A 12,987-nucleotide genomic window follows, 5' to 3' on the forward strand; every position below is an offset into this window, starting at 1 on the left:
ATCCTCAACTCGCTCGCCGACTACCTCGAAAAGATCAACACACCACAAAAGGCGAAACGAACTTAAACTCGCTATTTGAGGCGCGAGACACTAGATGCCCGGAGGACGTTCCTGCAGGTAAGCCGCTGACCAGCGACTTTCCGGGTCACACCGTTGATCCAGACGATCACGGTTCCCCCTCTTCCGTAGCCCCCTGTGGCTTGCCCGCAACACCCTGCCGCGAAAACCCGGCTGTGGCGATGCTGTTACCCGAACGGAGCCGCCGAATGCCCTCGGGCCACCTCCTCCTGCTGGAGTCCGCAACCCCCCACGCGGCCCTGACGGACGGCCGGAGTCCGAGAGGAATCCGGAGCAGGACCGTCACGCCGGCCGAGCACGATGCTCGTCGACGTCTTCACGCTTCCGCGCAGTCTTCGCCGTTCCCGTGGAGAGGTCCCGGCCCGCACCGCGGCCGGGCGCCGCGGTGCGGGGCACGTTCCGGGCGGGCCCGTCACTACCCCTTGCCGGAGCCCAGCGTGAGCCCCGCGATGAAGTGGCGCTGGAGCAGCAGGAACACCACGAGCGTCGGCAGTGCGACGATCACCGAGCCCGCGGCGAGCAGGTTGTAGTCCGTGAAGAACTGGCCTCTGAGATTGTTCAGCGCCGAGGTGATGGGGAGCTTGTCGCCGTCGGAGATGAAGACCAGAGCCCACAGGAAGTCGTTGTACATCCAGGTGAACTGAAGCGTTCCGAGCGCGGCCAGAGCCGGGCGGCACAGCGGCAGGGTGATCCGCCGGTACTGGGTCCAGACGCCCGCGCCGTCGACGATGGCGGCTTCCAGGATCTCCTGCGGCAGGGTGCGCATGAAGTTGGCCAGGACGAAGACGCAGAAGCCGAGCTGGAAACCGATCTGGACGACGACGACGGCCCAGTACGAGTCGAACATCGTCATCGAGTCGGACATCCAGTAGGGCAGCGGGATGCGGTTGAACACGACGTACAGGGGCGTGACGATCACTTGCTGCGGCAGCAGGTTCCCGGCGGTGAAGAGCATCAGCAGGACGAGCCCGCCGCGCACCTTCAGACGGGCCAGCGCGAACGCCGCGAACGAGGCGAGGAAGAGGGTGGCGATCACCCCCGGGACCGCGATGATCAAGGTGTTGACGAAGTGCTTCGTCATGCCGGAGTCGGAAAATGCCTGGCGGTAGTAGTCCAGGGAGAGGTGGCGCGGCAGCGAGAAGTAGCCGTGTGCCGAAGTCTCGTCGTACGGCCGCAGCGAGGCGTACACCGCGAGCAGCAACGGTGCGAGGAAAGCGAGGGAGACCGCCATCAGAAAGGCGTGGACGCCGATTCTGCCGGGGCGCGGCCGACGCCGTGCGGCCGGGGCCGGTGGCGTCCGCGGGGCGGTGGGGCGGGCCGAGGGGGGAGCGGCATGGACAGTCAACGGTTCTTCTCCCCTCGGAGTTCCTGGACCAGATACGTCACGACAAATCCCAGGGAGACGGCCAGCAGGACGACGGCGATGGCGGAGCCGAAGCCGATACGGCTGGCCTCGCCGATGATGTTGTCGGTGACGAGCACCGAGAGGAGTTCGAGCCCGTTGCGGCCGTGGTTGACGGCGTACACGATGTCGAAGGCGCGCAGGGACTCGATGACGGTGATGACACCGACGATGACGTTGACCGGGCGCAGCGTGGGGAAGACGATGCGGAAGAAGGTCTGGGCCTCGCCCGCCCCGTCGATCGCCGCGGCCTCCTTCAGCGACGGGTCGACGGCCTTGAGCCCGGCGAGGTAGAGGATCATCACATAGCCGGTGTGCCGCCAGGCCGCGGCCAGCAGGACCATCCAGATGTTGAGGTCCGGGTCTCCGAGCCAGTCGGTCGGCGAGTCCGTGTTCCCGAGGACCGCGTTGAGGGCGCCCTGGTCGCGGGAGAAGATCAGCTGGGCGATGAAGCCGACCACGGCGAGCGACAGCACGACGGGCATGTACAGGGTCGACTGGTAGAAGCGGCTGAAGCGCACGCCTCTGTCGATGAGCACGGCGAGCAGCAGCCCGAACGGTGCGGCGACCAGGCCCAGAAAGGCGAGCCAGAGCAGGTTGTGCCGGGCGGCGGGCCAGAACTGCGGGTAGTTGGTGAAGAGGTTCGCGTAGTTCTGCGTACCGACCCATTTGATGTCACCGATGCCGTCCCAGCTGGTGAAGGAGAGCACGACGGAGGCGAGGGTCGGTCCCCACACGACGGCGATGTCGAGCAGGACGGGTATGCCGAGCAGCACACCGAGTACGGCCAGGTCGCGGCCGGTGAATCGCCGCGAGACCCGCCGCCGGGCGCGCCGCGCCGAGAGGAACGACACGGTCGGTACTCCAGGTTCAGTGGGATTCCATCGGGGGTCGTCCAGGGTCAGTCGGCGGCGAAGATGGTCTTCTTCTGCCGTTCGATGTCGTTGACCAGGCCGTCCACGTCGTCCGGGTTGCTGATGAAGGTCTGAATCGCCGGGATCATGACCGTGGAGGAGAAGTCCGGCCGGGTGTCCCGGTCCAGGAACTGGGAGATCTGCTTCGCCCCGGAGACCAGGTCCACTGCCTTCTTCTGGAGCGGTGAGTACGCGGAGATGTCCGCCCGGTCGCTCACCGCGACGTTGTTCGGGTCGCTCTTCAGGTAGATGTCCTCGGCCTTCCCGGTGGCCAGCCAGGTGAGCAGGTCCTTGGCGCTCTCCAGGGTCTTCTTGTTCTTGAGGCTCTTCGACTTCTTCGCCAGCAGGAATCCGTCGATGGGTGCCTCGACCGCGTCCTGTCCGTGCTCGGGGTTGATGACGGGGAACGGGAAGAAGTCGATGTCGCCCTGTTCGCCCTTGGGGAACTGGGCACCGGGGTGCGGCAGGCCGAACACGGCCATGCCGGCCTCCTTCTTCTGGAGGCTGGTGGAAGCCTCCTGCCAGGTACGGCCGTTGGCGCCCTGCTGGCAGTACGGGAGCAGCCGGCGCCAGGTGTCGAAGACCTCCCTGACCCTTCTGTCGGTCCAGGCGACCTCCCCCGCCATCAGGCTCTTGTGGAACTCGTAGCCGTTGGTCCGCATGTCGATGTAGTCGAAGGTGCCCATGGCGGGCCAGCCGTCCTTGTCGCAGAAGGCGATGGGGTCCAGCTTGTCCTTCTTCATCTGCCTGGCGAGAGCCACGTACTCGTCGAGCGTCCTCGGTGCCTGATAGCCGCGGTCGGCGAACAGGCTCTTGCGGTGGAATACGGCCCATGGGTAGTAGTAGTAGGGCGTGAGGTACTGCTTGCCGTCCGCGCCGGTGGACTGGGCTTTCAGGGCGGCCGAGAAGCCCTTGTATTCCTGCCAGTTGTCGCTGATGTCGTGCAGCAGGCCCTTCTCGGCGAAGAACTGCATCCGGTTGCCCGCGAACCACATGAAGACGTCGTCCGGCTTGCCCTGCAGATACCTGTTGATGTTCTCCTGAAAGGTGTTGTGGTCGACGGTGTTGACCTTCACCTTCCGCCCGTCCGACTGCGCTTCGTACGCCGCGAAAGCATCCGCGAAGGCCCTTTTCGGAATGGGGTCGGACGAATTCGAACCCATGGTGATCGTTTTTCCGTCCCCGCCGGGACCGGTCCCGCAGGCAGCGAGCAACGACGGCAGGGCCACAGCTCCCGCGCCAACTGCCGCACCACGCAGCAGACTTCGCCTGGACATCCGATGTCCTGCGACGCTGCCCGGTATACCTGACCTGCCGTAATCAGACTGCGTCATGCCCAGCCCCTCTGGAGATGCAACCCAACACAACCGAACGTGCGATTGGATCTCACTCCCAACTTACGCCTCAGTCAAGGGTTTTGACGAGATGCCGGACAAGCGGCACCACACCTCTTCCAACAGACTTCAACACGCCCTAACGTAATCGCACGTCTTGGCGTGCACATGCCGCCATCCGATCATGCGTGAGTATGGAGGAACGTAACGATGCGTCATCTTCCAACCTGTACGACCCGAACCGGCCGCCGCGGACTCATCGGAGCGCTGCTGGCCGGACTGCTCTGCACTGCGGGGACCACCGTTCCCGCAACCGCGGCCCCACCCGCTCCCGCATCGGTTCCGCAGGCCGGTAACGGTCTTGCGCTCACACCTCCGATGGGGTTCAACAATTGGAACTCGACGCACTGCCGCGCCGAGTTCAACGAATCGATGGTCAAGGGCATCGCCGACATCTTCGTCGAGAAGGGCCTCAAGGATGCCGGCTACCAGTACGTCAATCTCGACGACTGCTGGGCAAAGCCGCAGCGCAATGCGGACGGCGAACTGGAGGCCGATCCGCAGCGCTTCCCGAACGGCATCAAGGCCGTCGCCGACTATGTCCACTCCAAGGGCCTGAAAATCGGCATCTACACCAGTGCCGGCACCAAGACCTGCGACAGCATCGGACTTCCGGGCGCGCTCGGCCATGAGTACAGCGATGCACGGCAGTTCGCGGACTGGGGCATCGACTACCTCAAGTACGACAACTGCAACAACCAGGGTATCGACGCGAAAGAGCGCTATACGACGATGCGGGACGCGCTGGCCGCGACCGGCCGCCCCATCGTCTACAGCATCTGCGAATGGGGCGAGAACAGGCCCTGGGAGTGGGCCGGCGAACTCGGCAACCTCTGGCGCACGACCGGCGACATCAACGACAGTTGGGGCAGCATGCTGTCGATCATGAAGCAGAATCTGCGCCTGGCCGCCGCGGCGGGCCCTGGGCACTGGAACGATCCCGACATGCTGGAGGTCGGCAACGGCGGCATGACGGACACGGAGTACCGCACCCACTTCTCCATGTGGTCCGTCATGGCGGCCCCTCTGCTCATCGGCTCCGATCTGCGCAGGGCGGGCCCCGAAACCTTCGAGATCCTCTCCAACCACGAGGTCATCGCGGTCGATCAGGACCCGCTGGGCAAGCAGGGCACCGTGCTCTCCTCCACTGGCGGGCGCTGGGTCGTCACCAAGGAGATGCGGGACGGCAGCCGCGTCGTGGCCCTGTTCAACGAGACCGGCAGCGCACAGCGCATCTCGACGACGGCCGAGGCGGCGGGACTGCCGAAGGCCACCGCGTACACCATGCGCGACCTGTGGGAACACACGACGTACAACACGGCGGGCAGCGTCTCCGCAACCGTCCCGGCGCACGGGACCGTACTGCTGCGCATCGCCGCCGACGGCAACTGGGCCGCGCAGCCGCCCGCTGTGGAACTCGGTCTGAACGGAAGCCCGCTGCTCGAAGCCGGCCGCACCGCCACACTGAGGACGACGGTGACCGATCTCGGCCGTACCCCCGCCGCAAACGTGTCCGCGGCACTCACCGGCCCCTCCGGCTGGCAGGTGAAGGCGGCATCGCCGACCGGTGCACCGGCCCTGCCCACCGGCCGGGCACTGACCACTCGCTGGCGGGTCACGGCCCCCGCGGGAACGGCCACCGGCACCTACGATCTGGCGCTCACCGCCCGGTACCGCTCTCCGGCCGGGACACGGGTGAGCTCCACGGTCCCGTTCCGGGCCCATGTGGTGGTCGTGCCGCCCGCGGGCGGCAGCTACCTGAGCGACTTGCCCCAACTCTCCGCCACCAACGACTGGGGCCCGGTCGAGAAGGACACCAGCAACGGCGAGAGCAGGGCGGGCGACGGGAATCCGATCACCATCGGCGGCACGGTCTTCACCAAGGGCCTCGGTGTGCACGCCGACAGCTCCGTCGAGTTCTACACCGGCGGGGCGTGCGGCGCCGTGACTGCGCAGGTCGGGGTCGACGACGAGGCGGAGACCGGGGGCACGGTCGCCTTCGAGGTCCGGGCCGACGGCAGGAAGGTGGCATCAACCGGCATACTGACCAACGCGATGCCCGCGCAGTCGCTCTCCGCGGACGTGAGCGGCGCGCAGGTGATCCGTCTGGTGGTCACCGACGGCGGGGACGGCATCGATTCCGATCACGCGGACTGGGCGGACCTGCGGATCACCTGCTGACCGACGAACCGCGGGAGAGATGACGGGAAATCGCGGTCGCGGCCGTGCCGCGCCTTGGGTGCCGCGAACCTCGGCACCGCGCCTCGGATCGTCGGACGGGCACCGGAACACCGGTCCCGCCCGTCCGGCGACGCACGCCCCGTCGGCCACGGCGTCGCGGACCGGGCCGATGCCGAACTGGACCAGCAGACTGCGCCCGCCCTCGACGCGGACTGCGAGCAGGGCAGCCTGCAGGACTCCGTGATTGCCGGAACCCGTGTCTGCTGTCGGGCGGCAAGGAACAAGCTTCCCGACGCGAGGCATGGACGGAACTGCCATGCATCCGGGGCGAGTTCTGCTCCTTCCTCACCGTTCGTCCGGACGAACTGTTCGAGCCGTCCGACGCCGTCCTGTGCGGAGACGACCCGGTGAGGGCGTGATCCGAACGGGAAACTCAGACGGCCACCGCTCCGACCGAACCCACCCGTCCCGCCGCGGCCGCCGCGCCCACCAGCCCCGCATCGGTGCCCATGACCGCCGGGGCCACCGTGAGCTGCTGGACGAAGGAGAGGGTGGCGTACCCGCGCAGGGCACGGCGCAACGGAGCGAAGAGGACCTCGCCCGCACCGGCCACTCCCCCGCCGATCACCGCGATGTCGATCTCGACGAGCGTGGCGGTGGCCGCGATTCCGGCTGCCAGCGCCTGCGCGGCCCGCTCGAACGACGCGATGGCGACCTCGTCCCCGGCGCGCGCGGCGGCGGCCACGGCGGCGGCCGAGGCATCGCCGTCCGGTCCGGGCCGCCAGCCCGTCTCCAGCGCCCGGCGGGCGATGTTCGGCCCGCTGGCGATGCGCTCGACGCAGCCGCGCGAACCGCATGGACACGGATCGCCGTCCAGATCCACGCTGACGTGGCCGATGTGCCCGGCGTTGCCCGTGGGGCCAGGGTGCAGCTTTCCGCCGAGAACGAGGCCGCCGCCGACCCCCGTCGACACGACCATGCACAGCGCGTTGTCGTACCCGCGGGCCGCACCCAGCCAGTGTTCGGCCGCGGTCATCGCGACGCCGTCGCCGACCAGTTCGACGGGCAGTCCGCCGGCCACCTTGCCGACTCGCTCCACCAGCGGGAAGTCACGCCAGGCGGGGACATTGACGGGACTCACCGTGCCGGCCGAGGCGTCCACCGGACCCGCGCTGCCGATGCCGACGGCCGTCGCCCGGCCCCACAGCGGTGAGCCGGACAGCTCGCCCAGGACCTCCGCCACGGCCCCCATCACCGTCTCGGCGCTCTCCCGGGCGGGCGTCGGCCGCTGCGCACGTATGAGAAGCGCACCGCTGCCGTCCACCAGCGCGGCGGCGATCTTGGTGCCGCCGACGTCCAGGGCGGCGACGAGGTCGGTATGCATCGGTGTGGCTCCGTGATGGGTTGAGTGCGGGACCTGCGGCTTCAGTATTCAGTCTGCCCAGTCTCCATTCAGCTGACAACGTTGTCCAGGGCCTATGCTCGACGGCACAGCCCCCGGCCTCCCCGCAGCACCACTCGCGGGCCCGCCGGACCGCCCACACCCGACGACAGGACAGCGCACCGTGGCCGAGACCGCCCGTCACCCCGAGACCCGCTACGGCAACCGGCCGACCATGAAGGACGTGGCCGCCCGTGCCGGAGTGGGCCTCAAGACGGTCTCCCGTGTGGTCAACAGCGAGCCCGGGGTCACGCCGGACACCGAACGCCGGGTCCAGGAGGCCATCGAGGCGCTCGGCTTCCGCCGCAACGACAGCGCACGCGTCCTGCGCAAGGGCCGCACCGCCTCCATCGGCCTGGTCCTGGAGGATCTCGCCGACCCCTTCTACGGGCCCCTGAGCCGCGCGGTGGAGGAAGTCGCCCGGGCACACGGCGCCCTGCTCATCAACGGATCGAGCGCCGAGGACCCGGAGCGCGAGCAGGAGCTGGTCCTCGCCCTGTGCGCGCGCCGGGTGGACGGACTCATCGTGATTCCGGCCGGCGACGACCACCGCTATCTGGAGCCGGAGATAAAGGCGGGCATCGCCACCGTCTTCGTGGACCGTCCCGCGGGCCGCATCGACGCCGACATGGTCCTCTCCGACAGCTTCGGCGGTGCTCGGGAGGGGGTGGCCCACCTGATCGCCCACGGGCATCGCCGGATCGGTTTCATCGGGGACCAGCCGCGCATCCACACCGCCACCGAGCGACTGCGCGGCTACCACGCGGCCATGGCGGAGGCCGGGACGGCGGTGAAGGATTCCTGGGTATCCCTCGGTTCGACCGACCCCGGCCGGGTCCGGGCCGCAGCCGAGAAGATGCTCTCCGGCCCGGAGCCCGTCACCGCGCTGTTCGCGGGTAACAACCGGGTGACGGTGACGGCGGTGCGGGTCCTCGCGGAGCAGGACCGCCGGGTCGCCCTGGTCGGCTTCGACGACATCGAACTGGCCGACCTGCTCGGCATCACCGTCATCTCCCAGGACGCCGCCGCCGTCGGCCGCACCGCCGCGGAGCACCTCTTCCGCCGCCTGGACGGCGCGGACCACGCCCCGGCCCGGGTGGAGCTCCCCACCACGCTCATCCCGCGCGGCTCGGGCGAACTGCCGCCTGCCTGAGCGTCCGGGGGCGTTCAGGCGGGCGGCAGTTCGCGGACGACTTCCATCGACGGGGGCAGCCTGTCCATGCCTACGGCGGCCGTCCCCTCCGGTACCCGGATCGTACGCAGGGAGAGAACCTGGGCCAGGCTGCTGACATCGATGTGCGGCAGCGGGGTCTCGATGGTGAGTGAGCGCAGATGGGGAAAGTTGTGCAACCAGCCCCACGTGCCTCCCATGCCGGCATCCACCCAGAGATGGGTCAGAGGATCGCTGCGGCATGAATTGACGAAGTCAGCGGTGGTGAACTCACCGGACACCTTGATGCGGGAGCGGCCGCCGAAGTCGTGGAGCGCGCGGAGCTCACGCAGGTTGGACACCGGAAAGTAGATGCTTTCCTCGCTGACGTGGGCAACGACTTCCCTGCCGTAGAGGTCGGTGTCGAACCTGCTCCAGGCCCGCACCAGTTCCGTGCGCACACGCGGATCCCGGTGCCCGCGGTACCGGGCGAGAACGGTGATCGCGGCATCGGTCGCGATACGCGTGGCGGTCAGCACGGTGAAGTACGCCTCATCGGCGATCAGTTGTTCCTCGGGGCTCACTTCTTCCGGAACGAGCGGCGTGTCGCCGGTCGCCGCTTCCCGCGGACCTGGCAGCAGATCGAGCACGACCGGGCCGACCTCGGTGAGCGCGCGGGACTGATCGGCCGAGCGCGGCGGGATCAGGGCGGCCGCGCGCTGTTGCACTTCCATGCGAACCGCCGGGTCCAGCTCGGTCGCGTGCTCCAGGCAGGCGGCCGCGAGCAGGTGCAGCCTGTTCATGCCGTGCCGGGAGACGTCGTCCCGTCTGATGAGGCCGGTGAGCAGCCGCGTCCGCTCCGTCGGCCGCGCATGGGCGACGGCCATCCTGATGACGTCCTCCCACTGGTCCAGATGCGCGTTCGCGATGAGAAAGTCGAAATCGAGGCCCTCCACCGCGGCCTTCGCCCCGAGATAGTCCTGAAAAGTCCTGTGGATGAAATCCATGGAGTCTGCGCTCGGTTCGCGCAACAAGCCGCTGCGGACCAAGAGATATCGGTAGATCTCCTCCGCCGTTCCCTGCTCGTCAACCTTCGGCATCATCGGCAGTGCCTGCCCCAGGAGGTCGACCGCATCGCCGCGGTCCATCTCGGAGCGGCCGTTGCGGATCATCCAGTAGGCGAGTTTCTGGATCAACTGGATATGGTGCGCCTCGCTGATGTAGATCGAACCCGACTTGTAGACCCCGCGTTCGCGGTCACGCCTGAAGAGCAGCATGGAGAGGGCCGCATCGTAGATCTCCTTGCGCCCCTCGGGGAGGTAGCCGCGGCGGTCCTGATGCAGCGCGCATATCAATCCGCACATGAGCGGGTTCGTGGCCAGCCTGCCCAAGTCCTGTTTGGCACGGATCGCCCGTAGCAGCTCGTTCGCGTACTGATCGCTGATACCGGCCGCCTTGTGCCAGCGCTCGACGAACTCGGCGATGTTGTCCCTGCTCATCGGCGCGAGGTCCAGTTCGGCGAATTCCTCATTCACCAGCCAGTGTTCCTGCACCGCCGACGGTCTGGAAGTCACCAGCCACCGGTTGGCGGGGTACACACTGATGAGTTCCCGGAGCCAGCGGCGGGCATCGTTGCGGTCGTCCTCGGGAATCTCGTCGATGCCGTCGATGAGCATGAGCCCGCGCCCCGCCCTGAGCACCCGGTCGAACCATCCGGGTGGTTGAAGAGCCGCGATGGGGCAGTCCACCGCCGAGAGGAATTCGTGAGGCGCCGGGAGTGTGGCGCCGCCCCTGGTCAGGGTGCGCAGCGGAAGCACGAACGGCACCAGTCCGTACAGGTACAGAAGGCGCTCGTCCGGCGCCTTCTGCCCGGCGGAGACTGCCAGCCACTGCACCAGTGTGGTCTTTCCGGAACCGGCCACACCGCGCAGGAGTACGCGGTTGCGCCCGGCCAGCACATGATCGGCCGAAAGCAGCACGGGTCCGGTACTGGTGGCCTCGCCCGCCGCGTCCAGGCTCAGGTAGGCAGCGTCGAGCCGCCAGGTTTCCGGCGCTCCGGAGAGGTCGAGGCCGAAGATGCTCAGCTTGCCGTGCTTGGCCGCGATGTATCCGGCGTACCGGTCCTCGAACGGCCCGTCGGCCGGGGACGGAGCGCGCGCGATCAACGAGTCGATCTTCAGCGTCAGTTCTTCGATGGACCGGCTCTGCTCGACCAGGGTGCGCGGCACGAAGGTCGACCGCTGAGTGAAGAAGTTCAGAATGTGCAGGCAGGCAGTGTCCAGCACGCTCGCATGCAGGGTGACCGCGTCACTCGACAGTCCGAGCGTGGCCGGCCTGCTCTGGGACCGCAGACGCCGGGAGAGTCCCAGATGCCCCAGCCTTACTGCCTGCACGTCCTCCATGTCGAGCGTTCCCATGACACGCAGGGAATCGGCGACCGCGTTGGCGACGGCACGTTTCTCGAAGGTCGGCAGGACGTCCTCGACGCCGGTCGACTGCGCTGCGCGTCTGACCAGTTCTTCCGCGATCGCGTGGAGGTCCTTGTCCGAGAGTGTGCGCTTCTCGCCCCGGAAGGAGATGAGTGCGGATACCCGGATGGGCTTGTCGACCAGGCCGGCTCCGGGGCCTTCGGACAGGAACAGCTTCTTGATGAGCGGGCTCACCACGCTCGACGCGAGGCGCGCTCCGATGGCGGCCGGTTCCATCTGGTCTCCGAGAGGTGCTCACGGCACCATCGGCCGTTGTCGCGCCAGCGTAGAACACCCTCTGATGACGCCTCCCGCGTTTCGGCCAAGAGCCCCTCGCCACAGAGCCGTTGAACGAAGCTTCGCGTACCGGGCGCCTCCTGCCCGTTGTCGGGCCGGGAGGGACGTCACGCCTGCCCCGCCGTGAGCCCTCCCCGCCGCCGCGATGCGAAAGCGTCCAGGTCCGCGCGCGTCAGCCCGGTCAGACGGGCGACCTCGGCGGTGTCCAGGGCCCCGCAGTCGATGCCGCGCAGGAGATATCCGCTGAGCGCCTTGGCCGTGGCGGGTTCGTCCATGACGTCGCCGCCCGCCTTCGCGACGTACGCGGCGAGCCGCGCGGCCGCCCGCTCCAGGCCCTCGCGGTAGAAGGTGTACACGGCCGCGTAACGGGTCGGCAGGTGACCGGGGTGCATGTCCCAGCCCTGGTAGTAGGCGCGGGCCAGGGCGCGGCGGGTGAGACCGTAGTGGAGTCGCCACGCCTCGTGGACCTGGTGGGCGGGGCCGACCGGGAGGACATTGGTGGAGCCGTCCGAGACCCGTACACCGGTACCCGCGGCGGCGACCTGCATGACGGCCTTGGCGTGGTCGGCAGCCGGGTGGTCGCCGGCCTGGTAAGCGGCGCTGACGCCGACGCAGGCACTGTAGTCGAAGGTGCCGTAGTGCAGGCCGGTGACGCGGCCCCGCGCGGCATCGATCATACGGGCGACGGCGGCGGTGCCGTCGGCGGCGAGGATGGACTGACTGGTCTCGATCTGGATCTCGAAGCCGAGCCGGCCGGCCGGCAGCCCGTGCGCCCGCTCGAACGCTTCGAGGAGCCGGACGAAGGCGGTGACCTGCTCGGGGTAGGTCGCCTTGGGGAGCGTGAGGACCAGCCCGTCGGGAAGACCGCCCGCCTGCATCAGACCGGTGAGGAAGATGTCCGTGGTGCGGATGCCCCGGTCGCGTACGGCGGCCTCCATGCACTTCATCCGGATACCCATGTACGGGGCGGCTGTTCCGTTCCGGTACGCCTCCGAGACGAGCCGGGCGGCCCGGGCCGCGGCCTCGTCCTCCTCGGCGTCGGAGCGGGGGCCGTAGCCGTCCTCGAAGTCGATGCGCAGGTCCTCGACGGGCTCGCGCTCCAGCTTGGCGCGCACCCGCTCGTGGACGGGGGCGGCGAGCTCGTCCGGGATGCCGAGGACGGCGGCGAACGAGGCGGCGTCGGGGGCGTGTTCGTCGAGGGCCCGAAGCGCCTGGTCGCCCCAGGAACGGATGGTACCGGCGGTGAACGTGTCGCCGGGGACGTAGACCGTGTGGACGGGCTGGCGCGTGCCCGGGTCTCCCGGGTAGCGGCGGGCGAGCTCGGCGTCGACCGCGGTGAGGGAGGCGCTGATCTCCTCGCTGACCACACCGGCGAGGCTCGTCGCCACCTTCTCCTGCTGTCCCATCTCCGCACCCTCCACGACTACGCCATTTCCGCGTCCTGGAATCAGCAATCCGTATGGTGAAGCTATAAGGCCGCAGGATCTGCGTCAATGGTGAGGGAAAGCGGTCCGGGGCCGGGTGGTGAGTGGACACCACGCGGCCCCGGACCACCGGGACTGTGCCAGAGAGGGCGGGTCAGCCCTTGCGGGAGTTGACCTCTTCGGTGAGCTGGGGCACGACCTGGAAGAGGTCGCCGACGACGCCGTAGTCGACGAGGTC

The 12,987-nt window shown here is 68.3% G+C and carries 8 protein-coding genes; 2 read left to right on the forward strand and 6 right to left on the reverse strand.

Annotation, left to right across the window (positions count from 1 at the left end):
- Positions 1–493: 493 nt before the first annotated feature.
- The 3 genes from ACF08M_RS40725 to ACF08M_RS40735 form a co-directional block, all read right to left on the reverse strand.
- A complete protein-coding gene (locus ACF08M_RS40725; protein ID WP_392190359.1) occupies positions 494–1,309 on the reverse strand; it encodes a carbohydrate ABC transporter permease in 816 nt (271 codons plus the stop codon).
- 110 nt (positions 1,310–1,419) lie between these two features.
- Entirely contained in the window at positions 1,420–2,334 is a 915-nt protein-coding gene (locus tag ACF08M_RS40730; protein WP_392190360.1) for a carbohydrate ABC transporter permease, read from the reverse strand.
- A gap of 47 nt (positions 2,335–2,381) precedes the next feature.
- Entirely contained in the window at positions 2,382–3,671 is a 1,290-nt protein-coding gene (locus ACF08M_RS40735) for an ABC transporter substrate-binding protein (RefSeq protein WP_392190361.1), read from the reverse strand.
- A gap of 267 nt (positions 3,672–3,938) precedes the next feature.
- On the opposite strand from ACF08M_RS40735, the gene ACF08M_RS40740 reads away from it, so the two are divergent.
- Positions 3,939–5,969, forward strand: a complete 2,031-nt coding sequence (locus tag ACF08M_RS40740) for an NPCBM/NEW2 domain-containing protein (protein ID WP_392190362.1) — start codon at positions 3,939–3,941, stop codon at positions 5,967–5,969.
- 433 nt (positions 5,970–6,402) lie between these two features.
- Here the strand turns inward: ACF08M_RS40740 and ACF08M_RS40745 are convergent, their stop codons facing one another.
- Entirely contained in the window at positions 6,403–7,353 is a 951-nt protein-coding gene (locus ACF08M_RS40745; protein WP_392190363.1) for an ROK family protein, read from the reverse strand.
- A 181-nt stretch (positions 7,354–7,534) separates the two neighbouring features.
- On the opposite strand from ACF08M_RS40745, the gene ACF08M_RS40750 reads away from it, so the two are divergent.
- A complete protein-coding gene (locus ACF08M_RS40750; RefSeq protein ID WP_392190364.1) occupies positions 7,535–8,563 on the forward strand; it encodes a LacI family DNA-binding transcriptional regulator in 1,029 nt (342 codons plus the stop codon).
- Between the two features lie 14 nt (positions 8,564–8,577).
- Here ACF08M_RS40750 and ACF08M_RS40755 read toward each other — a convergent pair whose 3' ends face one another.
- Both ACF08M_RS40755 and ACF08M_RS40760 read right to left on the reverse strand, forming a co-directional pair.
- Positions 8,578–11,265, reverse strand: coding sequence for an NACHT domain-containing protein (locus ACF08M_RS40755; RefSeq protein WP_392190365.1), 2,688 nt, complete (start codon positions 11,263–11,265; stop codon positions 8,578–8,580).
- Positions 11,266–11,432: 167 nt separating this feature from the next.
- Complete coding sequence (locus ACF08M_RS40760) at positions 11,433–12,731, reverse strand: DUF6986 family protein (RefSeq protein WP_392190366.1); 1,299 nt, start codon at positions 12,729–12,731, stop codon at positions 11,433–11,435.
- Positions 12,732–12,987: the final 256 nt, after the last annotated feature.

It is taken from the genome of Streptomyces sp. NPDC015032, assembly GCF_043080425.1.
Classification (GTDB): domain Bacteria; phylum Actinomycetota; class Actinomycetes; order Streptomycetales; family Streptomycetaceae; genus Streptomyces.

Bases quoted from the DNA above. Each gene is read 5' to 3' on its own strand.
- ACF08M_RS40725 (WP_392190359.1), bottom strand. From the start codon at position 1,309: ATGGCGGTCTCCCTCGCTTTCCTCGCACCGTTGCTGCTCGCGGTGTAC.
- ACF08M_RS40735 (WP_392190361.1), bottom strand. From the start codon at position 3,671: ATGTCCAGGCGAAGTCTGCTGCGTGGTGCGGCAGTTGGCGCGGGAGCT.
- ACF08M_RS40740 (WP_392190362.1), top strand. From the start codon at position 3,939: ATGCGTCATCTTCCAACCTGTACGACCCGAACCGGCCGCCGCGGACTC.
- ACF08M_RS40745 (WP_392190363.1), bottom strand. From the start codon at position 7,353: ATGCATACCGACCTCGTCGCCGCCCTGGACGTCGGCGGCACCAAGATC.
- ACF08M_RS40755 (WP_392190365.1), bottom strand. From the start codon at position 11,265: ATGGAACCGGCCGCCATCGGAGCGCGCCTCGCGTCGAGCGTGGTGAGC.
- ACF08M_RS40760 (WP_392190366.1), bottom strand. From the start codon at position 12,731: ATGGGACAGCAGGAGAAGGTGGCGACGAGCCTCGCCGGTGTGGTCAGC.